Raw genomic sequence first — 21,846 nt, forward strand, 5'->3', positions numbered from 1 at the left:
TGTATGTTAAGTATCGTAGTTGGATTCTGTTTGTGTCACTTGGTCTGTCTATGAATGGTATCTGTATGAGCATCAGCATGCTCGCAAGAAAGACATGTCAGGCGTCGTCGGCAGCGTCAGATGGGAATAAGAGCCAGGTCCAGGAGCTGCGGCCGCGGGCGCGCCGCGTGATCGTCGGCTGGGTCGCGCTGACGGTTCCGCTGCTGGTGCTCTACCTGGTCGGCTTCCTCGTCCTGCTGCCCTTCGTCCTGCCGGTGGTGTGGAACGGGTTCCTCGAATACCTGGGCACCCTGAACACCGCGCTGCGAACCGGCGACGTGGTGACCAGCGCCGTGGGGGTGTTCGAGCTCTTCCTGCTCGTCCTGCCCTGGGTGGGGGGCGTCCTGATGACCGGGATGATCTTCGGGACCATCCGGCCGCTCCTGGAGGCCCGTTGGGGATGGGCCTGGACTCGTCCCCAGGCCTGGATCGCCGTCCGTCGATACATAGTGCTGGGCATGCTGGGCGTGCTGGCAGCTGGGCTGGTCTGGCGGGTGGCGGCGGTGGCGGTCTCCGCACCGACGTCCGTTGCAGAGGTGCGGATCAGCGCCAGCGCCTTCGGCGCTCTGGAGGTCGGTCGCGCCGCCGCTCCGGCCGTCGTCACCGGCGAAGTGGTGGTGCGTGAGCAGTTGATGGCCTATGCCTCCCTCATGGGCGCCTTCGACCGGCACGCCGACGTGCTGACCGGCGCGCGCGAACTGGCCGTGCTCGCCACCGCCGTCCTCGTTGTCTGCTACCTCGTCGTGGCCCGCGTCCTCCGGTGGCGCTGGTGGGCGATTGCCCTCCCGCTGGCCACGGTGGCCGCCATGGGACCGGCCGTCGTCCAGTTGGCGACCATCGGGCCCGGCATCGTCGGGGCCGCCTGGGCGACGGTGGGCGGCACCCTGCTGCTGGTCGGCCGGCGGAGCCACGGGCGGCACCGGCCGCACAATCGAGCCGTGCACCGGGGAACGGTCGCGCTGGGCGCGGTCGCCGTGGCCGTCGGGGTGGTCACGGCCCCGTTCCTCGCCGTGCCGCTGGCAGTCGGCGCCGCCCTGCTGGTCCTGCGTCCCGGCGACCGGCCCGCCCAGCAGCGCAAGTGGATCCCGCTGGTGCTCGGCACGCTCATGTCCACCGCGCTGGCCGCCGCCGCGGTGCCCGGGCTGATGCGGACGCCTGCCGCCACGACGCTGAGCTCCGCGGAGTGGCGGGTGCTCGTCATCGCGGTCGTCCTCGTCGTCGTGGGGGGGCTGGCCCAACCTGCGCTGCGGACGGTCGCCGCGATCGCCGCCTCGGTGGTCCTGCTGGCACTCCTCCCCGCACCGGGGGCCGACGCCGTCCTGCCGCTGGCCGTCTGCACCGCCGCCGGTCTGGGCGCACTGGTGGTCCAGGTCTTCACACGGCATCCCGTCGAGTCACGGCCACACCCGCTGCTCCGGGCGGCCCTGGCCGTCCCGGTGCTGGTCATGGCCGTGGTCGGCGCGCTGTTCCTCCCCACGCGGGCGCCGGCGCTGCCGCACGCTCAGGTCGCCGAGGTGCTCACCGACCCGGCCGCGCCCGTGGCGCCCGTGGCGGCGCCGCTGCCTCTCTGGGCCGATCTGGTCCGGGACGGGGTCCCGGCCGACCGGCTGCAGCGGAGCGACACGGCCGCAGCCGACGCGACGGGCTGGGAGATCGTGGTGGGGGAGCAGGAGTCCGGCTCCAGGACACGGGTGGTGATCGGCTCGGGCGATACGGCGCTGACCGTCTTCTGGCCGCGGTAGCCGGGTGCCCAGCCGCTCCGCGTCCAGGCGGGGCTGCAGAGTGTCGCCACGACGATGGAAGCGGCACGGATTCGACGGCCGGACCGGGCTCGCTGCACTGCCTGTAGGCGGGTGGTCGGCCACCGCCGTGAGCTGGCGGTTTCCGGCTCCGCCGGCCTGGTGGCAGTGGCCCGTTAGTGCCCGGCGGGGACCTCGACGACACGAGCGGTTCGGCCGGAAGCCGACGGCGACACGCCGGTTGAGGGGGCGGTCCAGCTCTGGCACTGGGGCCGCGACGGCGGTGTGGGATATACGACCGTGGTGATCGAGAACTACCTGCGCGGCGGTCGGCCTTCCACCGCCGGCGGCACGGTGACCTTCATCAGCGAGGTCCGGCCGGTTCGAGGGCTACCGGCAGCCCCGACGGAGCCGTCGCTGGCCGATCGGTGTCGATCGGCCAGGCGTCCGTGCACCAACCGGTCCGAGGGGCAGCGTGGCGGACATGACCCCGTGTCGCCGGCGCGGGACGACGGCGTCCTGGGACGACGGTCTCCAGCCGACGAGGATGACCAGACGTCTTCATCAGCCACGCCGCCGTGCTCACCGTCGGCCCCTGGAGCTCAGCGGGGAGAGGCAGTGAACTCCACGGTCTCGTCTCCGACCCCTGTGCACCTCAGCGTGAGTGGACCAGCCGCGACGACCTGACCCTCAGTGCAAGAGACGTCCTGCTCGCCCACTCGGATCGTCGCACGGGTGTCCTGAATGCCCAGGAAGGAGATCGTCGTACCGAAGATGCCCACCGTGGAGCCGGTGCCTCCCAGCGTCACGGAGCATTCGTTCCCGGAACAGGACACGATACTGAGGGAACCGGAATCCGGCGGGCCCGAGAAACCGCTCACTGCCACGGAACTGCTTGCATAGGAGAAGTTCATCGCATCGGAGGAGGTCGTCGCCTGGGTGGAATTCGAGCACGCCGCCAGCAACGCGAGCAGTGCCCCTGCGGTCAGCAGCACGATCAGCACTCCCTTGCGCGAGGGTTCCGAGAGAGAGCCGTACGGGTGCGAATCGCTACCCTCAGGAGAGCACATGAGCTTGCTTCGAGCAAGGCTCCCAGTCGCCAGACACTCTGCGTCCGCGAATGACCGCGTGCATCCGATATGCACGAAGTCCCAGGTGTACGCCCCGCCCCCGGCTGTACTGGTGCCGTGGACGCCCCTCGCCTTCTGTGGGACGAGCAGGTGGTTGCAACTCGGTTCTACGTAGTGGCGGTCCGACGTATGCGTGCTCACCGTTTTGCGGGACGTACGTGGGGTCGATGGTCGAACGGGGAACCGGGTGTGCGGCCCATCTGCCGATGCAAGGCCCGCGAGCCTGGAACTGGATCCGCCGGACGCCGGCACGGTCATCTCCACACGCGGCGCCCAGGCGGTGGACGACCGTCCGGGCCCGCAGCGCGGAGCGGTGGGGCCAAGGGGCGCCGGCGCATCGGCACAGGCCGGACGGCGCGGGCTGTGACCCGAGGCCCGGCGCTCACCCGCCGGGGGGAGACGCGGGGGCGGTGCTCAAGACGCGTCGGATCGGTGCCGATCACCGGGTCAGGTGACGAGCCGATCACCGCCCAGGACCCGCGAGGAGGAGAGGTCGTGCCCGAGCAGTCCGTGCTCGTCGTGGAGGACACCGAGGAGATCAGGGAGCTGGTCTGCACGGTCCTGCGGCGGGCGGGGATGGACGTCCGCGCGGTCGCGTCCGGCGCGGAGGCTCTGGCCGAGGTCCGGCGTGCGGCACCCGACGTCGTCGTCCTCGACCTCGGCCTCCCGGACGCCGACGGCACCGAGGTGTGCCGGCAGATCCGCGCCGAGAGCGAGTGCTACGTCCTCATGCTCACCGCGCGCGCCGAGGAGGTCGACCTGCTCATCGGGCTGGCCGTCGGCGCCGACGGGTACATGGCCAAGCCGTTCTCGCCGCGGGAGCTGGTCGCCCGGGTGCAGGCCATGCTCCGCCGACCGCGCGTCCCCGCCCCGCGTCCCGCGCCGGTCGAGGAGACGGTGCTCCGGCTCGCCGAGCTCGAGGTGGACGAGGACAGCCGCGAGGTCCGGGTGGACGGAGCCGTCGTCGACCTGACCCGCACCGAGTTCGACCTGCTCGCCGCGCTGGCCTCGCGCCCGGGACGGGTGCTGCAGCGCGAGACGCTGCTGCGGGAGGTCTGGCAGACCGACTGGGAGGGCAGCGTCCGCCTCGTGGAGGCGCACATGTCCAACCTGCGCCGCAAGCTGCAGGCCGCCGGCCTCTCCTCGCCGTCGATCCGCACCGTGCGTGGGGTGGGCTACCGGCTCGTCGCCTGACGCCGCGGCACCGGCCGGTGGCCGGCGGCCGGCGGCCGGCGGCCGACGTGCTCAGCAAGTCAGTGCCGACGTCCTGGGTGACGTCGCCGTCCACCCGTAGCTGGTCAGCGTGGTCACCGTGAGCGCCACCGACGTCGCCGGCCCGGCGAACTTGTCGACGATGACGGTGGCCTGCGACTCCGTGGCGCTGGTGCTATCAACGGCGTACGTACGGCCGTTGCTGAGGTACGCCTGAACGAGGTAGCCCCTGACGCCGGCGGAGGCGCTCGGCTCCCAGGCGACCGCGATCCGCATCCCGCGGGTGCTGCTGCAGGACATCAGCTCAGCGGTCACGTTCGCCGGGGCGGCGACCGTGGCCGTGCCGACGGTCGTCGAGGGCAGTGCCGTGGAGTCGGCGAAGGTGGCGTTCGCCGCGGTGGAACCGGAGCCGAGGATGACGGCGACGGTCAGTGCGAGCAGGACCAGCAGACGGCGGGTGGTCACTGGGGCTCCTCGGTTCGTCGTCGGCGCGGTGGTCAGCGGGTGGTGGCGGTGCGCTGGACGCCGGAGAAGGTGAGGGTCAGGGTGCTGGTCTGGCCCTGGAAGCGGTTGTCGGCGCTGGTGGGCAGGGTGAGGGTGACCAGCAGGTTGTCCGCGGCGCCGGGGGTGAGGCTGGCGGCACCGGGGATGCCGCGGTTGCCGACTGCCGGGCCTGAGCCCAGTGGCGTGGTGGTGCCGGGGCAGGTGTAGGTCGGGGTGGTGGTGCCGTGCTGGGTCCAGGGGGCCGAGCAGGAGGCCAGGGCCAGTTGCAGGCCGTTGACCGGGTCGCTGGTGAGGATGCTGGTGGTGGCGGTGACGCCGAGGTGCACCGAGGACAGCGGGTTGTCGCCGTCGTTGGTGAGGGTGAGGGTGCGGCTGAGGGAGTCGCCGGGCAGCAGGCCGGTGGTGGTGGCCGGGATGGGTGCGGCGGGCCGGGTGAGGTCGATCGACACGGTGCCGGAGGTCAGCTGGGTGGTGACCGGGGTGGTGGAGTCGGTGAAGGTGCCGAAGGTGCCCAGGCCGGCGACTGCGGCGGCGGTGCCGAGGACGGCCAGGGAGCCGAGGACCTTGCGGGTGGTGGCGGCGCGGCGGGTGCTCATCGGTTCTGCTCCTGCGGTGGGGCCGGGATCGGGGTGATCCGGCGTCAGGAACGACCCTGAGCGCTCAACCGCAGGGCCCCCGCCCGCCCACCGCAAGGGATCCGCAAGGAACGGTGGACCCCTCGCAGGGTCCCGCCGCGAGCCTGCGAGTGACGGGGGAGGGGGGCGAGGAGGTCCTCGTTCAGAGCGGGAGCGTGAGCGTGGAGGTGGTGCCCCGGCCCTCGACGCTGGCGACCTCCAGGGTGCCGTCGTGCGCGGCGGCGATGGCCCGCGTGATGGCCAGCCCCAGCCTGACGCCGGGCACCGCGTGCCGCCGGGCGGTCGAGGCGCGGAAGAACCGGGCGAAGAGCTGGCCCTGCTCGCCGGCGGGGATCCCGATGCCGGTGTCGCTGACCGCCAGCCGGGCGACGGGCACCGCGTCGTCCCGCGAGGCCTCGACGACCGCGCCGTCCGCCGTCCGCCACGCCGACCGCAGCGCGAGGGTGACCCGGCCGCCGGCCGGGGTGAACTTGACGGCGTTGGAGACCAGGTTGTCGCAGGCCTGTCCCAGCCGGACGGCGTCGCCGTGCACCACCAGGCCGCCGTCGGGCACGTCGACGACGACCTCGACCCCGGTCGCCGCGGCGGTCACCCGGACGGTCTCCTCCGCGGCCCGGACGACCCCGGCCAGGTCGACGTCCGCGGGCTGCAGGCTGAACCGGCCGGCGTCCACCTGCGCGGTGAACAGCAGGTCGCCGACCAGGCGCAGCAGTCGCTGGGCGTTGCGCTCGACGGTGCCCAGGTGCGCCCGTGCCTCCGCGCCGAGCTCCGGGTCGTCGAGGACCAGCTCCAGGTAGCCGAGGATGGAGGTCAGCGGCGTGCGCAGCTCGTGGCTGATCAGGCTCACGAACTGGTCCTTCATGCGCTCGGTCGCCCGGGCCTCGGTCATGTCGGTGCCGACGAAGTTCCACCCGGCGTGCACGCCGCGGTCGTCGGTGCGCGGGGTGACCGCCACCGAGACGGTGAGCTCGGCGCCGTCCGCGGCGACGTAGGTCCAGTCCCGGACGTCGCTGCCCTGCTCCTGCGCGGTGCGCACCAGGCCGGCCAGGCCGCCGCCGGCGTCCTCGAGCTCCTCGGGCAGGTGGAAGTCGGTGATCGAGCGGCGGCGGACGACGGCGGCGCGGGGGAGGCCCAGCATCCGTTCGGCGCCGGGGTTCCAGACCCGGATCACGCCGGCCACGTCGGTGCCGATGATCGACTGCTCGGTGACCGCGTCGATGACGCTGGTCATCGTCCGGGCGCGGGCCTGCAGCATCCGGGTGGCGACCTCGAGCTCGTCGTCGCGGTGCTGCATCCGCGCCCGCAGTGCGGCGTTCTCCGCGCGCAGCCGGGTCAGCTCCTCGGCCGGCGCGGGGCCCAGGACGGTCACGCCGTCACCCCGGAGGTCAGCTCGCGCACCCGGGCGACCAGCCCGGCGACGGAGAAGGGCTTGGCCAGGTAGGCGTCGGCGCCGGCGGCCAGACCGCGGGCAACGTCGTCGGTGGAGGCGCCGGCCGACAGCAGCAGCACCGGCACACCGGCGGTGGCGGGGTCGGCGCGCAGCGCGGCGCAGACCTCCAGCCCACTCGCGCCCGGCATGGAGACGTCGAGCACGGCGAGGTCGGGCGGGTCGGTGCGGGCGGCGGCGAGAGCCTGTGTCCCGTCGGCGGCCTCGGTGGCGACGGTGCAGCCGGCCCGGCGGACGGCGAGGCCGACCAGTGCCCGGATGTCGTCCTCGTCGTCGGCGACCAGGACGCGCGGCGCTGCGGTCGGCACGGGTCGGGCTCCCTCGCTCGGGCGGTGTCGTCCCGGTCGACGTCGGCGCCACCGAGGGCGGACTGCAGCGCACCCGCCGGGGCCTCACCCCAGCAGGGGACCCGGCCGCGAACGGCAGCGCGCCCCGCCGGGGAGGACCCGGCGGGGCGCGCTGGAGTTCCTACTTCAGCTGCCCGACTGGCTCTGCACCGTCTGACGGGACTGCTGGGCCTGGCCCTGGACGTCCTGCGCGGCGGACTGGCCCTCCTGCTTGACGGTCTGGGTGGCGTCCTGCGCGGTGGACTTGACCTCCTGGACCGCCTGCTGGGCGGCGGGCTGGAGCTCCTCGCGGATCTCCTGCGCGGCCTCCTTCGCCGGCTGCAGCAGCGTGTCCTTGTGCTCGCGCACCGCGGACTCGGCCTGCTGGGCCAGCTGGCGCTCCCGCTCCGAGGCCGGCAGCAGGCTGGAGACCAGCCAGCCGACACCGAAGGCGATGAGGCCCGCGGCCAGCGGGTTGCCCTGGGCCTGCCGGACGAGGGTGTCCGGGGCCTGCTGCACCGCGTGCGCGGCCTGCTGCGCGGCACCCTGCACGGACTCGGCGGCGTCGTGCGCCCGGTCCTGCACCGTGCCGGCGGGGTTCTGCGTGCGGTACTGGGCCGTGGCCCGGGTGTCGTGGGCGCTGCCCATGACCCGGTCCTTGACGCGGGAGACGCGGCCCTTGGCCGCGCTGACCCGGCGGTCCATCACGCGGGAGGGGTTCACCTTCTCGTTGAGGGCGTCGACGTCGTAGCTCAGCTCGCGCTGGGTCTGCTCGATCTGCCGACGGATGGCCTCGGGGTCGTTGCTCGTGGTCATGTCACGTACTCCATGTCTGAGGGGGCCGGGGGCCGCGGGTCAGTTGGGCTTCAGAGCGCTGGGGACGTCGGACAGCGTGTCCACCGTGCGCTCGGGCTTGGGGTTCACCTGCTGCAGCTTCTTCTTGCCCATGGAGAAGGCGACTGCGCCGATGACGCCCCAGAGGATGGCGACGATGAGCGCGGCCAGACCGGCGTCCATCACGTTCTCCAGTGCCCACCACAGGGCGTGGGAGAGGAAGAGCACCGTCAGGAACCCGGCGAGCCCGGCGGCGGCCATCATGCCCGCGCCCTTGCCCGCCTTCTTGGCCTCGGCCTGGACCTCGGCCTTGGCCAGGGCCACCTCCTGCCGCATCAGCGTGGAGAGGTCCTTGGCCAGCTCGCCGAACAGCTGCCCGACCGAGGTGCCCTCGACGTCGGGCCGGCCCTCGGTGCTCGTCGGCGTGCCCACGTTGCCGCTGTGGGCGCCGTACGCCTCGTCGGGCGAGACCGCGTAGTTGCCCTGGCCGTACGGGTCCTGGGTGCCCTGCGCGTACGGGTCCTGGCCCGAAGAACCGACCGGCGTCGCGCCGGAGTAGGGAGAGCTCATGGGTCAGACCCCCTGACCGGGACGGCGGGTCGGGTCGTCCCAGCCGGCCGGGGTGGTCGGCGGGACGGCGGCGCCCGCGGGCGGGACGGTGCCGTACGGCGGCGGGACCGGCGTGCCGGTGGTCGCCGTGCCGGTGGTGCTCTCGTAGGACGTCGTCTCGGTGTAGCCGGAGTAGGCCGGCGCCGGGTCGACGTAGTTGGTCTGCGTGTAGCTGGTGCGGTACTGCTGCGTTCCGCTGCTCGACGAGCCGTCGCTGTGCGCGGCCTTCACGCCGCTGGTGAGGCGGCCGGCGAGGACACCGGCGAGCGCGGCGCCGAGCAGGAAGGTGCCCGGCTTGCGGCGGGCGAAGGCGCGGACGTCCTCGAGCAGGTCGGCCGGCTCGCGGTTCTGCAGCCGGTCGGCGAACTGCTCGACGTAGCCCGAGGCCTGCTGCAGCAGGTCACGCGCGGGGCCGGGGGCGCCCTGGCTGCTGCCGTCGGCCAGGCCGCGCAGCTCCTGGGCCAGCGAGGACAGGCCGGAGGCGGCCTTCTGCTGCTGGGCCACGGTCTGCTGGCGCAGCTGCTGACGGCCCTGGTGCAGCAGGTCCTGCGCCTGCCGCTGGGTCTCGTGCGCGACCTCCTTGGCCTGGTCGGCGGCGGTCGAGGCGACCTGGCTGCCGGCCTGGGCGGCGGTCTGGCCCACGTTGCGGGCCTCGTCCTTGGCCACGTCGCTGGTGGACGTGGTGCCGGTGGACGTGGTGCCGGTCGTCGTCGTGGTGGTGGTCGCCCCGCTGGTCGCGCCCGAGCCAGAAGAGGGCGGCGGCGGGAACGGGGTGTCGATGGAGTGAGTCATCGTTCCTCCTCGGCAGAAGTCATGGTCAGCCGAGGCGATACCCGTCAAACGATCACCCACACATGGCGTGTCGACGACCGTCGCACTGCCGTGTGCGGGTACGACGGGGCACCCGGGCGCGGGCCCGGGTGCGGAGGAGGAACGGGCTCCCGGGTTACCCGGCCGGGTGAAGGTGTAACCCCCGGTGCCCCCGTGCCGCGGCACGCGGCCCCCTGAGCTGTAGTGCGGACTAAGGTGAGCCTTGCCTATCTGAGTCCGATCCGAGGGAGCCCCGCCATGGCCGACAAGGCCCCGCGTCGACCGCGCACGCCCCGGCTGGTCACCGTGCTGCGGACCTCCCGCCCGACGCCCCACCTGGTCCGCGTGGTGCTCGGCGGCGAGGGCCTCGCCGGGTTCGCGCCCGAGCACACCGACGCCTACGTCAAGCTGGTGCTCCCGCCGGCCGGTGCCCCCTACGCCGCGCCGTTCGACATGGACGCCGTGCAGCGCGAGCACCCGCGCGAGCTGTGGCCGTGCCTGCGCACCTACACCGTGCGCGCGTGGGACCCGGCCGCCGGTGAGCTCGTCCTCGACGTCGTCGTCCACGGCGACGAGGGGCTGGCCGGCCCCTGGGCGGTGGCCGCCCGGCCGGGCGACCGGGTGCAGCTGCTGGGTCCGGGGGGTGCCTACGCGCCCAGCGGGGACGTCGACTGGCACCTGCTGGCCGGCGACGAGACCGCGTTGCCGGCGATCGCCGCCTCGCTCGAGCGGCTGCCCGCGGGGGCCGCGGCGCGGGTGTTCGTCGAGGTCGCCGACGCCGCCGAGGAGCAGCCGCTGCCGCTGCCCGTCGGTGTGGAGCTGACCTGGGTGCACCGCGCCGGGCTGCCGGGCGAGGCGCTCGTCGCCGCCGTCCGCGGGGCCGCGCTGCCGGCCGGTTCGGTGCACGCGTTCGTGCACGGCGAGGCCGGGTTCGTGCGCGAGCTGCGCCGCTTCCTGCGGGTGGAGCACGCGGTGCCCCGCGAGCGGCTCTCGGCGTCGGGGTACTGGCGCCTGGGCCGCACCGACGAGGGCTGGCGGGCCGAGAAGGCCGAGTGGAACGCCGCGGTGGAGGCCGACGAGCAGGCCGTCCCGCGCGTCGCCTAGGGCGAGCCTCCGGCCCCCGTGCAGGGTCCCACCGCGAGCGGTGGGGGCAAGGGGGTCCTTCACCACGGGAACCGCGGCGGACGGCGGTCCGCGAAGGCGGCGACGCCCTCCGCCAGCTCGCCGGCGGCGATCGTCTCCCGGTACCAGCGGCCGGCCTCGGCCTGCGCGTCCCGCCCGGCGCCGAGCGCGGCCACGACCTCCTTGGTCGCCCGCTGGGACAGCGCCGAGCGCGCGGCGAGCACGTCGGCCAGGCGGTGCACGTCGTCCACCAGGTCGTCGGCGTCCACCAGCCGGTCGACCAACCCGGCGCGCAGGGCGGTCGGGGCGTCGACCAGCTCCCCGCTGAAGAGCAGGTACTTCGTCATCCCGGGGCCGACGAGGTCCAGCAGCGCCTTGGTCGACTCGGGCGTGTAGACGATGCCGACCTTCGCCGGCGTCACCCCGAACACGCCGGTGGGGTCGGTGACCCGCAGGTCGCAGCAGGTGGCCAGTTCCACGCCGCCGCCGATGCAGTGCCCACGGACCATCGCGATCGTCGGCTTCGGGAAGTCGCGCAGCGCGGCCTGCGCGGCCAGGTTGTCCCGGCGCAGCGCGGCCATCGGGTCCTGGGGGTCGGGGCCGCCGAGCAGGTCGGCGATGTCGGCGCCGGCGCAGAAGCTCGCGCCCGCGCCGGTCACCACGAGCACCCGGACGGACGGGTCGCCGGCCGGGCCGGCGAGCACCTCGGGCAGTGCCGCCCACATCGCGTGGGTCATGGAGTTCCGCTTGGCGGGCCGGTCGATGGTGAGGACGGCGATCGCGCCGTCGGTGTCCACGCGCAGCGAGTCGCTCATCTCAGCCCAGGTCGTCGGTGGCGAAGGTGTCGCACTGCGCCGGGTCGCCGGTCTCGTAGCCGGTCGTGAACCAGCGCTGCCGCTGCTCGGAGGAGCCGTGCGTGAACGCGTCCTGGTCGATGGTGCCGCCGCCGAGGTTCTGCTGGATGAAGTCGTCGCCGATGCGGGCCGCGGCGTCCAGCGCCCGGTCGATGTCGTCCTGGGTGATCTCGGCGATCAGTGGCTGGCCGGACTCGTCCGGGACGGTCTCGGCGTGGTTGGCCCACGTGCCGGCGAAGCAGTCGGCCTGCAGCTCCAGGCGCACGGTGCCGCTGGTGGGGCCGGTCTCGCCCGGCGTGACCTGCTGGTTGATCCCGAGCACGTTCTGCACGTGGTGGCCGTACTCGTGGGCGATCACGTACGCGTTGACGAACAGCCCGCCCTCCGCGCCGAACTGCTGCTGCAGCGTGTCGAAGAACGACAGGTCGATGTAGACCAGCTGGTCGGCCGGGCAGTAGAAGGGCCCCGAGCCGCTGGTCGCCCCGCCGCAGGAGGTCTGCACCGAGCCGTTGAAGAAGACGGTGTCGGTCGGCTGGTAGTCCGCGCCGAGCACACCGGACCAGTAGTCCTGGATCGACTCGATGTCGGCCACGACGGCGCAGTCGACCGACTCGTTGGCGTCGGCGCCGGTCCGGCACTGCTGCTCGAGCTGGGTGTTGTCGGCGGTCTGCCCCTGCCCGAGGCCGCTGAGCTGGCCCAGCGCCGCGCCGGTCCCGCCGTCGCCACCGCCGCCGAGCAGCTGGAACAGCACGAGGACGACGACGCCGACCACGCCCAGCCCGCCGCCGCCGACCGCGAGGCCCCGCCCGCCGCCGAGGCCTCCGCCACCCCGGCGGTCCTGCACGCCCGACGGATCGAGGTCCGCTCCCTCGCTGTACCTCATGGCTGGGCACCCTCCCGGTCGTGTGGCACGCCGAGACGGTGCCATCCGCAGCGGCGGTGCCCTCGGTGGGGCGGGGTCATGCGCGCTCGGCGGCCTCCCCGCCGACCGGCGTCCGGCTGGGCTGCTCGGCGGGCTCGTCGCGCAGGAACAGGTACCAGTAGGACGTCGCGACGAAGACCACCGCGCCGACGAGGTTGCCCACGCCCGCCAGCAGCCAGTTGAGGACGACGTCCCCCCAGCCGAGGTCCGGGACGCCGGCGAAGATCGAGGCCGGGAGGAAGAACATGTTGGCCACGACGTGGTCGAAGCCCATCGCGACGAAGGCCATCACCGGCAGGAAGATCGCGAGGACCTTGCCGGAGACCGTGGTCGCGGCCAGCGACATCCACACCGCCAGGCAGACCAGCCAGTTGCAGCCGACGCCGCGCAGGAAGACCTGCCACGGGGTCTCGTGCAGGGCCTTGGCCTCGGCGATCGCGGCCAGCCGGTCGTGGGTGAGCCCGGCGCTGCCGGAGGCCCCGGGCGCGCCGATCACCCCGGTGGAGACCGCGAAGAAGTACGCCACGAAGACCGCACCGACCAGGTTGCCCAGCAGCACCAGCGTGAGGTTCTTGGCGACGTCCCCCATGCCGAGCCGGCCCTGCATCGCGCCGAGCGGGACCAGCAGCATGTTCCCGGTGGCGAGGTCGGATCCCGCGACCAGCACCAGGACGAGCCCCAGGGTGAAGGCGGCGCCCATGAAGAGGGTGGGCAGCGTGCCCCAGGTGGCCGGGTCCAGGCCCGAGGAGACGGTGATCGCCACCAGGGCGCCGAAGGCGATGTAGGCCCCGCCGAGGAAGGCGCTGACCAGGACGCGGTCCCACGTCCGGTGGATCTTCTTGGCCCCGGTCTCACTGGCCACCTGGGCCATCTCGGGTGGCTGCCGGTCGGACACCGTCACCTCCACAGGGACGCGCGGACTCTGGCGAGTGGACCGTACGACTCCGATCCGGATCCGGCACTCGGGTGCGACGCCGGACACCGGCCGACCGCGGCGATCTAGGGTCGGCGGACACACCTCGACACCGGGAGAGCACATGGCGGTCTCGAACCGCGTCCGCGGCGCCCTGACGACGACGGTGCTGGCGACCGCGGCCACCGGCTTCCTCGCCTCCTGCGGCACGGACGAGGAGCAGCAGGAGCAGGTCGCCTACTGCACGAACGAGGACGGCGAGATCGTCGACGACGACTTCTGCGACGACGACTACGCCGGCGGCGGCCTGTTCTTCCTCTACCTGGGCGGCTTCCGGCCCGGGCTCCCGGTCGGCACCGTGCTGCCCAGCGGCGGCACCCGGATCGACCCGCGCAACACCGCGGACCGGCAGCGCGCCGGCCTGCCCCCGACCGGCCGGGTCGCCGGGGGCACCCGGGTCAGCGGCGGCATCGGCTCCGGGGTGGGCGGCGGCGACTCCGGCAGCCGCTCCGGTGTCGGCGCGGGCAGCTGACCCCCGGCCGTCCCCGCGAGATCGGCGGTCTCGTGGAGATCGGCGGCTGATGACCACGAGACCGCCGATCTCGCGGCGGGGACCGGAGGGGTGACAGCGTGAGGCGCGTCGAGGCCGGGGTGGTCCGCCCGGGCTGGGAGGCCGAGATCGAGGCCCAGGGACTGGTCTACAACCGCACCGAGCTGCCCGGCGGAGAGGTGCGCAGCTACTGGCGCGAGGGGCCGTTCTACGACTTCACGATGGCCGAGGTCGAGCGGCTCGAGGGCTGGGTCGCCCAGCTGTTCGAGATGTGCGTGGCGGCCGGCGACCACGTCATCGAGTACGACCTGTTCGACCGGATGGGCATCCCGCCGATCGCCCGCCCGGAGATCCGCCGCACCTGGGAGGCCGAGCCGCCCAGCGTCTACGGACGCTTCGACCTGCGCTACGACGGCCAGGGGCCGCCCAAGCTGCTGGAGTTCAACGCCGACACCCCGACCGGCCTGGTCGAGTCCGCTGTCACCCAGTGGAACTGGCACCTGTTCACCGGGCAGGGCGCCGACCAGTGGAACGCCCTGCACGAGAGGCTCGTCGCCGCCTGGCAGCGCAACCTGCTGCGCTGGGAGCGGCGCACCGGCGTCCGCCCGCGGGTGCACCTGGCCTGGACGTCGGAGGAGCGTTCCGGCGAGGACCGGATGACCGTCGCCTACCTCATGGACACCGTCGTTCAGGCCGGCTACCAGGCCGTCGAGCTGCTGGTCGAGGACATCGCGCTGGATCCCGGCGACGGCCGCTTCTACGACCCGCAGGGCCGCCACCTCGACGTCGTCTTCAAGCTCTACCCCTGGGAGTGGCTGATCGAGGACGAGTTCGGCCCCGCCGTCCTCGCCGACGCCGCCCGCCCGGGCGGCACCACCTGGGTGGAGCCGGCCTACAAGATGCTGTGGAGCACCAAGGCGCTGCTGCCGGTGCTCTGGCAGCTGTTCGGCAGCGACCCGGCGCTGTCCCCGCTGCTGCTGCCGGCCTACTTCGCCGACGAGATGCCGTCCTCCTGGCGTACCTACGTGCGCAAGCCGCTGTGGGGCCGGGAGGGCGCCAACGTCCAGATCGTCCGCGACGGGCAGGTGGCCGTGGAGCTGCCCGGCCGGTACGGCACCGAGGGCTGGGTCGTACAGGAGTTCGCGCCGCTGCCGGACTTCGCCGGCATCGACGGTCCGCACCACCCGGTGCTGGGCGCCTGGGTGGTCGACGGCGAGCCGGCCGGCCTGGGTATCCGGGAGAGCGACGGGCTGGTCACCGACAACCTGAGCTTCTTCGTGCCGCACACGGTCGACGTCACCGCTCCGCAGGCCGGCCCCCGGTAGCCGACCTACGGTCGGGGCATGCCGTTGGAAGGTGAGTACGAGCCCAGTCCTGACCGCCGGTCGCGCGAGCAGGTCGAGCGCTACGAGGCGACCGGGGGCCGGGAGGCCAGCACCCTGGAGGACACCGGGCTGCCGGTGGCCGTCTTCACGACCCGTGGCGCGTCGAGCGGGAAGGTGCGCAAGACGCCGCTCATGCGGGTCGAGCACGGCGGGGCCTACGCGATGGTGGGCTCGCAGGGCGGGGCTCCGGAGGACCCGGCGTGGGTGGCCAACCTCCGCACGCACCCCGACCAGGTCACCGTGCAGGACGGGCCCGAGCCGTGGGACGGCGTGGCTCGCGAGGTCACCGGTGAGGAGAAGCGGCAGTGGTGGGAGCGGGCCGTGGCCGCCTACCCGCCGTACGCCGAGTACCAGCAGAGGACCGACCGGGAGATCCCGGTCTTCGTCGTGGAGCGGGCCGACCCCGCCAACCCCGCCTAGGGAAGGCCGGCTGAGCCCGGGTCAGCCGGGGAGCCGTCGCCAGGTCGTCGTCCCCCGGCCCCGGGAGCCCGGACGCCGCCGACCATCCGGCACGACCGGCGACCGGGTGCGGCGGTTCGCCCGCCCGGTGGCGATCGGCGTCCTCGGGCCCCGGCGGCTCACGGCAGGGCGGCCGCCACCCCCGGGATCGCGGCGGCGACCTCGTCGGGGAACGTCGTGAACGGGGTGGCGACGACCGTCCGCCGCGCCCCGCGGCCCTGCCACGCCCAGGTGCCCAGCACCCGCCCCCGGTGGACGACGGTCGGCCGGAAGACGCCGTTACCGCCGGGCACGATCCGGTCGGCGAACTCCGGCGGGACGGCGCAGCTGCGGTCGGCGTAGCCGAGGACGAACTCGTCGAAGCCGGGCAGCAGGAACAGCCCGGCGGCCTCCGCCCGGTGCGCGGCCAGCAGGTCGGCGGTCTCGGGCGCCAGCAGGTGCTCGCGGCCGTCGACCTCGACGGCGGCCAGCCGGTCGCGGACGGCGGCCACGCCGGCGCGGACCTCGCCCAGTGGCAGCCCGGCCCAGCGGGCGAGGTCGGCGACCGTGGCCGGGCCGTGGCCGCGGAAGTACCGCAGCGCGAGCTCGGCCAGGCCGGCGTCCCGGTCCAGCCGCCGCGGCGCGGTCACCCACTCGTCGAGCAGCACGAACGCCTGGTCGCCGTCGTCCATCGGTCCGAGGCAGAGGGTGCCGGTCTGCGCGAGGTACCAGAGCAGGTGGTAGCCGCGCTGCCCGGTGACGGCGACGCCGCCCTCGGACATCGCGGCCAGCAGTTCCCTGCGCCTGCAGCGCCGCCCGCCGGCCAGTGCCGCGACGACCAGCTCGCGCGCCCGCTCGGTGTCGGCCTCGGTCAGCCCCAGCCGGGCCCGTCGCTGCGCCGCGCCGGCGAGCACCCGGGGGCCGAGCAGGTCGAGCATCCAGGGCAGGTCCTCGGCGGGCAGCAGGTGCAGCGTGCCGCGCATCGGCCAGGAGCGGACCACCTCCCCGGCGTCCAGCGCCGCCTCCACCCCGCCCCGCGTGCGCTCCGCCGTCCGCAGGGCCACCGACGTCAGCGCGCCGGGCAGGTCCTGCCCCTGCACGCACGTGAGCAGCCGCACCGCCTCGGTCGCCGTGGCCGGGGGTGGCCCGGCGACCCGCTGGGCCACCAGCCGGAGGAGCGCCAGGTCGCGGGCCGTCGTCACGTCCGGGGAGCCTGCCAGCGGGGTCCGACGATCGGGGCCCGCGGCACGGTGGGGGCCCGGGCACCGGGTGCCCGGGCCCCCGTGCGGTCAGCGCCGCCCGGTGCGCAGCCGGCGGCCGACCGCGGCCAGCAGCCCCGCCGCGACCGCCAGGAGGCCGGCTGCCGCGGCCACCGGGCCGCCCGCGCCGGTGGACGACGACGGCCGCACGCCCGCGACCGCGGTCGACCCCGTGCCGCAGGCCGCGCCCGCAGCCGGGCCCTCGCCCGCCGCCCCACCGGGCGCGGACCCCGTGCCGTCGCGGCCCCCGCCGTCCTGGGGAGCCCGGTGGCCCGCCGTCGGCGCGCCGCAGTCGACGTCCCCACCGGAGGAGCCGGGCGTGCCGCCGTACTCGCTGCCGCTGCCGCTGCCGCTGCCGCCGTACCCGCCGCCGCTGCCGGTGCCCGGACCGCGGAGACCGGCACCGGGTGCCGTGCCGGGGAGCGGAGTCGGACCGTCGTTGCCGGGAGCCTCCCCGTCCCCGTCCCCGCCGGGCCGGCCGAACAGGTCGACCGGCAGCGTGACCCGCACCAGGAGGTCGCCGAGCGTGCCCGTCCGGCCCTCGTCGACCGGCACGGTCACCACCGAGCCGGAGCCCGGTCCGCCGCCGAGGAGCCCACCGAGGTCGACGTCCACGGTGGTGCCGGACAGCGTGTCCCCACCGAGCAGCCCGCCGAGCAGACCCCCGGTGTCGATCGGCACGCTCAGCGCCGGCTCGCGGTCCCCGGCCGGGTCCTGCTCGGGCCGTCCGTCGCCGACCAGCCCGCCCACCTGAACGTCGACGTCGTCGCCGGACAGCGGGCCGCGGCCCTCGCCGCCGGGCAGCGGCAGGGCGACGGTGGTCGGGCGGTCGCCGTCGAGGCCGGCCGGCAGGGTGAGGACCGTGTCCGGCGACGTCGTGCCGTCGGCGTTCCCGATGGTGACCGTGTCCTCGAGGTCCAGGAGCACGCCCGATCCGCCCGGTCCCGGCACGATCGGCTCGGCCAGGTCGACGTCCACCTCCAGGCCCGACAGCGGGTCGCCGTCGAGGACCTGGCCGAGGTCCCCCGTGACGACCGGTGCGGTCACCGTCGTCCCGGCGGTGCCCCCGCCCGAGGTGTTGACCGGGACGGTGACCGTCAGGCCGTCCCGGGGGTCGGGGGGCGCGTCGGTGGCCTCGGTGACGCGGATCGGGACGCTGACGCCGCCGGTCCCGTCCTGCCCGAGCAGCGTCGTCCCGGGGTCGGTGTTCGTGTCGATCGGGAGGCTGGCACCGCCGTCCCCGCCGATCGCGAGGTCCTCGCCGGTGCCGGTCACGACCGGCGTCCCGACGGTGGCGTCCTCTCGCACGGGGACGGTCGCCGTGGCGCCGAGGACGTCGGCGCTCAGGTCGTTCTCGTCGGCCGCCGCGACCCCCGCTCCGGCAGCCAGCAGGCCACCGGTGAGCAGGGCCGTGCGCAGGCCGCGCTGTACCCATCTGTTCATCGTTCGTCTCTCCAGGTCTGGGTGGACCGGCCCCGGGCGGGACCGGGTGACGTGCCGTTCCGGCATCGCGGCCGGAGGGCCGCACTCAGTCGGGAGAGGAGGACGGGTCGACAGGGAGCGAGCGCACCGCGCCGGGAGCCGCGTCGGTGCGGTTCCCGACGGCGAGGAGGACGGCGGCCGGCAGGTCGCCGGGCAGGGCGGCGCTGCCGCCGTCGGGAGCCGGGGTGCCGCCGGCGCCCGAGGGCACCGGAACGGCCGGCAGCGGGGCCACCGGGGGCGCGGGCGCCGGGTCCGAGCCGTCGGCGTCGGCGGCGGGAGCCGTGCCGTCGCCGGGGGCCGGCGCACCGGCGGGCGTCGGCCCGTCCGTCGCGGGAGCGGGCTCCGGCGACGCCGGGCCGGCCGGCGGCGCGAGGAACGGGTCGGCCGCGGGAGGTGCGTCCACGACGACGACGGGTGCCGCGACGCCGCCGGGTACCTCGGGGGCAGGGGGTACCACGGCGACGCCGGGCGTCGGGGGGACGACGTCGGCCACCATCGGCGCGACGACCTCGGTCACCACCGGCTCGACCACGCCGGCCATGACCGGCCGGACGACGGACGTGCGGACGGGCTCGACGACCCGGGTCGCGACCTCGGCCACCACCGGTTCGGCGACCGTGCGGACGACGTCGGTCAGGGGCACGGTCGGGTCGACGACCCGGTCGGGGGTCGGCACCGGGGCGCCCGCGAGGGGTGCGACGGGTGCGGCGGGCTCCTCGGCGGAGGCCGTGGAGGCGCCGGCGAGCCAGAGGGCGGCCCCGACGGCGATCAACAGCCCCGCGCGGAGGAGACCCCGGCGGGCCGCGGACAGCAGGCGAGGAGCGTCGTCGTCCACGCCCTCACCCCCACTGTCCGTGCTCTTGCGGTTACGGCCAGGCTAGGAACGGGGAGGCCGCGGCCGCGCGCCGAGACGGGTCACCCGACCGGGTGGATCCCGCCCGGCTCCCGTGACCCAACGGAAGGGCTGCAGCTCAGCGCGCCGGCGGGCGCGGCCCTGGGAGGATGCCGCTGTGCAGGCAGCGGACTGGGACGCGCGCTACGCCGCGCAGCAGCAGTGGTCGGCCGAGCCCAACGCGCTGGTGGCCGAGCTGCTGGCCGACCTGCCGCCCGGCGCGGCGGTCGACCTGGCGGCGGGGGAGGGGCGGCACGCGCTGTGGCTGGCCGGGCGCGGCTGGCGGGTGACGGCGGTCGACTTCTCCGCGGCCGGGCTGGCCCGGGGCCGCGGCCGGCCCGGCGCCGAACGCGTCACGTGGGTGACCGCCGACGTCCTGGGGTGGGAGGCGCAGCCCGGGTCACTGGACCTGGTGCTCGTCGCCTACCTGCACCTGCCGGAGGCGGAGACCACCGCGCTGCTGCGCCGCTCGGTCGGCTGGCTGCGGCCCGGCGGGCGGCTGCTCGTCCTGGGCCACGACGCCGACAACGTCGCGCACGGCGTCGGCGGGCCCCAGGACCCGGCGATCCTGCACAGCGTCGCGCGGCTGGCACCGGTGGCCGAACTGCTCGACGTCGACCGGCTGGAGCAGGTGCGGCGGGGGACGCCGGCAGGCACCGCGCTGGACACCCTGCTGCTGGGCCGCCGCAGCCGGCCGGCCGGCCGCCGGCGGTAGCGTGCGGTCCGTGATGGGGATGGGCGGGGCCGGCGGCCCGGACGCGCAGCGGCGCCGGCGGCTGGTCGCCGCGATCGTGGTGCTGGCGATGCTGCTGACCGTCGCGGCCACGGTGCTGTCGATCGCGCTGGGCTGAAAGAGGACCTCCCTGCCCTCCGTCGCTCGCAGGCTCGCGGCGGGACCCTGCAGGGAGGCCGCCTGTCCCTCTCACCGCTCGTGAGCTCGCGGTGAGCCGTCGGACGGGGGCGTGGGGTGGTCGGCCCGCCGCCTCGCCGACGGTCCGGGGGGTGCCGCGCCGGCGAGGTGCGCGGCGAACCAGTCGCGGGCGAGCTCCGCGGCCGTCTGCAGCGTGCCCGGCTCCTCGAACAGGTGCGAGGCGCCGGGGACGACGGCCAGCCGGTTCGTGCACCGCAGCCGGGTCTGCGCCTCCCGGTTGAGCTCGAGCACCTGCTCGTCGTGGCCGCCCACGACGAGCAGCGTCGGTGCCCGCACGTCGGCCAGCGCCGGGCCGGCCAGGTCGGGGCGCCCGCCGCGGCTGACCACCGCCCGCACGGCGTCGTCCCGCGCCGCCGCGACCAGGGCCGCCGCGGCGCCGGTGCTCGCGCCCAGGTACCCCAGCGGCAGGCCGGCGCACGAGGGCTGGGCGGCGGCCCAGTGGGCCACCGCGGCCAGCCGCCCGGCCAGCAGCTCGACGTCGAACACCGGGCCCCGCGCGGTCTCCTCGGCCGGGGTGAGCAGGTCGACCAGCAGCGTGGCCATCCCCGCCGAGCGCAGCACCTCGGCGACGGCGCGGTTGCGGGGGCTGTGCCGGCCGCTGCCGGTGCCGTGGGCGAAGACCACCAGCCCGTCGGCGTGCTCGGGGACGCTCAGGTGCCCCGGCAGTCCCTCGGGGCCGGCGTCGGCGACCACGTCCTCGTCCCGCGGGGTGGGGCTGCCCGCCGGGGGCGCCGGGGCGGGACGGCCCAGCAGTGCGCGGACCTCCTCCTCGTCGGTCGCCCGGAAGTCGGCGTAGGCCTGCCCGACCGCGGTGAAGCGCTGCGGGCTCTCCAGGCACACCACCCCGTCCACCGTCGGGGCGATGTCGGCCAGGGCGCGCGGCGAGCCGACGGGGGCGGCCAGGACCACGCGGGCGGCGCCGTGCGCCCGGACCACCGCGCAGGCGGCCCGGGCGGTGGCACCGGTCGCGATGCCGTCGTCCACCACCACCGCCGTCCGGCCCTCGAGCGGCAGCCGCGCCCGGTCGCCGCGCAGCTCCCGTGCCCGCCGCTCGAGCTCGGCGCGCTCGCGCCGCTCCACGTCGGCGAAGGTCGCCTCGTCGACCCGGCCGGCCTGCACCACGTCCTCGTTGACGACGAGCACGCCGTCCTCGCCGATCGCGCCCATCGCCAGTTCCGGGCGGCGCGGCAGGCCGAGCTTGCGGACGAGGACCACGTCCAGCGGGGCGCCCAGGGCGCGGGCCACCTCCGCGGCGACCGGCACGCCGCCGCGGGGCAGGCCGAGCACGACGACGTCCCGGCCGGCGAGCGGCGCCATCCGGCGCCCCAGCTGCCGGCCCGCGTCCCTGCGGTCCTGGAACGGCACCCGCGCCTCCTCGCGTCGGGACCCATGCTCACCCTCGTCCCGCCCGATCGCGATCCGCAACCCCGGGTTGCGTGCGTGACCTTGGTCCCTGGTGTGCGCGACCCGCAGCGGTCACCGTTGGACGCCGGCGCCGATGGCGCCCGCCCGGACCTGATCCCGCGCGCACGGAGGCGCCCCCGCATGACGCTGACCGAAGACCCCGCCGTGGAGCAGGCCGTGGCCCGACTCGCCGACGAGTTCCGGGCGCGGCTGCGCCCCCAGGTCATCGGCACCGTGGTCCGCACCTGCCGTCAGGACCTCAGCGGGGTGCCCGCCACCGCGCTGCCCGAGCTGGTCGAGCGGCTGGCCCGGGAGCGGCTGCAGTCCGTCGGCTGAGAGCTGGGACCCACACGGTCGACCTCGGTGCGAGGCTGACGCTGATGCGTGCCGCCTGGTCCAGGAGGTGTCC

At 75.1% G+C, this 21,846-nt stretch carries 24 protein-coding genes; 9 read left to right on the forward strand and 15 right to left on the reverse strand.

Translation table 11 applies throughout. From position 1 onward, the window contains the following. Positions 1 to 167 precede the first annotated feature (167 nt). Positions 168 to 1,781, forward strand: coding sequence for a hypothetical protein (locus tag CNO22_RS08390; RefSeq protein ID WP_100498928.1), 1,614 nt, complete (start codon positions 168 to 170; stop codon positions 1,779 to 1,781). Between the two features lie 599 nt (positions 1,782 to 2,380). On the opposite strand, the gene CNO22_RS08395 is transcribed toward CNO22_RS08390, so the two are convergent. After that, a complete protein-coding gene (locus tag CNO22_RS08395) occupies positions 2,381 to 2,782 on the reverse strand; it encodes a hypothetical protein (RefSeq protein ID WP_157936863.1) in 402 nt (133 codons plus the stop codon). 621 nt (positions 2,783 to 3,403) lie between these two features. Here CNO22_RS08395 and CNO22_RS08400 point away from each other — a divergent pair. Next, positions 3,404 to 4,102, forward strand: a complete 699-nt coding sequence (locus CNO22_RS08400) for a response regulator transcription factor (protein ID WP_100498930.1) — start codon at positions 3,404 to 3,406, stop codon at positions 4,100 to 4,102. Between the two features lie 51 nt (positions 4,103 to 4,153). Here the strand turns inward: CNO22_RS08400 and CNO22_RS08405 are convergent, their stop codons facing one another. From CNO22_RS08405 to CNO22_RS08435, 7 genes are all read right to left on the reverse strand, one after another. Next, positions 4,154 to 4,585, reverse strand: coding sequence for a hypothetical protein (locus tag CNO22_RS08405; RefSeq protein WP_100498931.1), 432 nt, complete (start codon positions 4,583 to 4,585; stop codon positions 4,154 to 4,156). A 32-nt stretch (positions 4,586 to 4,617) separates the two neighbouring features. Continuing rightward, entirely contained in the window at positions 4,618 to 5,220 is a 603-nt protein-coding gene (locus CNO22_RS08410; RefSeq protein WP_100498932.1) for a M73 family metallopeptidase, read from the reverse strand. A 181-nt stretch (positions 5,221 to 5,401) separates the two neighbouring features. After that, positions 5,402 to 6,628 (reverse strand): sensor histidine kinase, encoded by a 1,227-nt coding sequence (locus CNO22_RS08415; protein ID WP_100498933.1) that lies wholly within the window; start codon positions 6,626 to 6,628, stop codon positions 5,402 to 5,404. Beyond that, positions 6,625 to 7,014 carry a response regulator transcription factor gene (locus tag CNO22_RS08420; protein WP_100498934.1) on the reverse strand — a complete coding sequence of 130 codons (390 nt, stop codon included), beginning with the start codon at positions 7,012 to 7,014 and terminating at the stop codon, positions 6,625 to 6,627. Before CNO22_RS08420 ends, CNO22_RS08415 begins: the two co-directional genes overlap by 4 nt. A 165-nt stretch (positions 7,015 to 7,179) precedes the next feature. Continuing rightward, complete coding sequence (locus tag CNO22_RS08425; RefSeq protein ID WP_100498935.1) at positions 7,180 to 7,848, reverse strand: DUF3618 domain-containing protein; 669 nt, start codon at positions 7,846 to 7,848, stop codon at positions 7,180 to 7,182. 39 nt (positions 7,849 to 7,887) lie between these two features. Next, positions 7,888 to 8,436, reverse strand: a complete 549-nt coding sequence (locus tag CNO22_RS08430) for a phage holin family protein (protein WP_100498936.1) — start codon at positions 8,434 to 8,436, stop codon at positions 7,888 to 7,890. A 3-nt stretch (positions 8,437 to 8,439) separates the two neighbouring features. Continuing rightward, positions 8,440 to 9,267: a hypothetical protein gene (locus CNO22_RS08435; RefSeq protein WP_100498937.1), complete on the reverse strand. Its 828-nt coding sequence runs from the start codon at positions 9,265 to 9,267 to the stop codon at positions 8,440 to 8,442. A 276-nt stretch (positions 9,268 to 9,543) separates the two neighbouring features. Here CNO22_RS08435 and CNO22_RS08440 point away from each other — a divergent pair, with 276 nt between their 5' ends. Further along, complete coding sequence (locus CNO22_RS08440) at positions 9,544 to 10,389, forward strand: siderophore-interacting protein (RefSeq protein ID WP_100498938.1); 846 nt, start codon at positions 9,544 to 9,546, stop codon at positions 10,387 to 10,389. 59 nt (positions 10,390 to 10,448) lie between these two features. On the opposite strand, the gene CNO22_RS08445 is transcribed toward CNO22_RS08440, so the two are convergent. The 3 genes from CNO22_RS08445 to CNO22_RS08455 form a co-directional block, all read right to left on the reverse strand. After that, the gene (locus CNO22_RS08445) at positions 10,449 to 11,222 is read right to left on the reverse strand and encodes an enoyl-CoA hydratase/isomerase family protein (protein WP_100498939.1); all 774 of its coding nucleotides are present in this window, start codon (positions 11,220 to 11,222) and stop codon (positions 10,449 to 10,451) included. Position 11,223: 1 nt separating this feature from the next. After that, the gene (gene ypfJ / locus CNO22_RS08450) at positions 11,224 to 12,144 is read right to left on the reverse strand and encodes a KPN_02809 family neutral zinc metallopeptidase (protein WP_100498940.1); all 921 of its coding nucleotides are present in this window, start codon (positions 12,142 to 12,144) and stop codon (positions 11,224 to 11,226) included. A gap of 76 nt (positions 12,145 to 12,220) precedes the next feature. After that, a complete protein-coding gene (locus CNO22_RS08455; protein ID WP_100498941.1) occupies positions 12,221 to 13,078 on the reverse strand; it encodes a formate/nitrite transporter family protein in 858 nt (285 codons plus the stop codon). Between the two features lie 142 nt (positions 13,079 to 13,220). Here CNO22_RS08455 and CNO22_RS08460 point away from each other — a divergent pair, with 142 nt between their 5' ends. The 3 genes from CNO22_RS08460 to CNO22_RS08470 all read left to right on the forward strand — a co-directional run bounded on the left by CNO22_RS08460 (position 13,221) and on the right by CNO22_RS08470 (position 15,451). Further along, entirely contained in the window at positions 13,221 to 13,628 is a 408-nt protein-coding gene (locus tag CNO22_RS08460; RefSeq protein WP_100498942.1) for a hypothetical protein, read from the forward strand. 98 nt (positions 13,629 to 13,726) lie between these two features. Then, on the forward strand, positions 13,727 to 14,971 hold the full coding sequence (locus CNO22_RS08465) for a glutathionylspermidine synthase family protein (RefSeq protein ID WP_232806893.1): 1,245 nt from the start codon (positions 13,727 to 13,729) through the stop codon (positions 14,969 to 14,971). Positions 14,972 to 14,989: 18 nt separating this feature from the next. Further along, a complete protein-coding gene (locus CNO22_RS08470) occupies positions 14,990 to 15,451 on the forward strand; it encodes a nitroreductase family deazaflavin-dependent oxidoreductase (protein WP_100498944.1) in 462 nt (153 codons plus the stop codon). A 158-nt stretch (positions 15,452 to 15,609) separates the two neighbouring features. Here the strand turns inward: CNO22_RS08470 and CNO22_RS08475 are convergent, their stop codons facing one another. The 3 genes from CNO22_RS08475 to CNO22_RS08485 form a co-directional block, all read right to left on the reverse strand. Continuing rightward, a complete protein-coding gene (locus tag CNO22_RS08475; protein WP_100498945.1) occupies positions 15,610 to 16,671 on the reverse strand; it encodes a winged helix DNA-binding domain-containing protein in 1,062 nt (353 codons plus the stop codon). Between the two features lie 87 nt (positions 16,672 to 16,758). Continuing rightward, positions 16,759 to 18,171 carry a hypothetical protein gene (locus tag CNO22_RS08480; protein WP_100498946.1) on the reverse strand — a complete coding sequence of 471 codons (1,413 nt, stop codon included), beginning with the start codon at positions 18,169 to 18,171 and terminating at the stop codon, positions 16,759 to 16,761. A gap of 85 nt (positions 18,172 to 18,256) precedes the next feature. Further along, positions 18,257 to 19,045: a hypothetical protein gene (locus tag CNO22_RS08485; RefSeq protein ID WP_100498947.1), complete on the reverse strand. Its 789-nt coding sequence runs from the start codon at positions 19,043 to 19,045 to the stop codon at positions 18,257 to 18,259. A gap of 175 nt (positions 19,046 to 19,220) precedes the next feature. On the opposite strand from CNO22_RS08485, the gene CNO22_RS08490 reads away from it, so the two are divergent. Both CNO22_RS08490 and CNO22_RS29650 read left to right on the forward strand, forming a co-directional pair. Beyond that, complete coding sequence (locus CNO22_RS08490) at positions 19,221 to 19,817, forward strand: class I SAM-dependent methyltransferase (RefSeq protein WP_100498948.1); 597 nt, start codon at positions 19,221 to 19,223, stop codon at positions 19,815 to 19,817. A gap of 10 nt (positions 19,818 to 19,827) precedes the next feature. Beyond that, positions 19,828 to 19,953 carry a hypothetical protein gene (locus tag CNO22_RS29650; protein ID WP_269799577.1) on the forward strand — a complete coding sequence of 42 codons (126 nt, stop codon included), beginning with the start codon at positions 19,828 to 19,830 and terminating at the stop codon, positions 19,951 to 19,953. 71 nt (positions 19,954 to 20,024) lie between these two features. On the opposite strand, the gene CNO22_RS08495 is transcribed toward CNO22_RS29650, so the two are convergent. Next, positions 20,025 to 21,398 carry a phosphoribosyltransferase family protein gene (locus tag CNO22_RS08495; protein ID WP_100498949.1) on the reverse strand — a complete coding sequence of 458 codons (1,374 nt, stop codon included), beginning with the start codon at positions 21,396 to 21,398 and terminating at the stop codon, positions 20,025 to 20,027. 180 nt (positions 21,399 to 21,578) lie between these two features. Between CNO22_RS08495 and CNO22_RS08500 the strand changes: the two genes are divergently transcribed. Beyond that, positions 21,579 to 21,773 carry a three-helix bundle dimerization domain-containing protein gene (locus tag CNO22_RS08500; protein WP_100498950.1) on the forward strand — a complete coding sequence of 65 codons (195 nt, stop codon included), beginning with the start codon at positions 21,579 to 21,581 and terminating at the stop codon, positions 21,771 to 21,773. Positions 21,774 to 21,846 lie beyond the last annotated feature (73 nt).

It is taken from the genome of Geodermatophilus chilensis, assembly GCF_002802985.1.
GTDB classification, from domain to species: domain Bacteria; phylum Actinomycetota; class Actinomycetes; order Mycobacteriales; family Geodermatophilaceae; genus Geodermatophilus; species Geodermatophilus chilensis.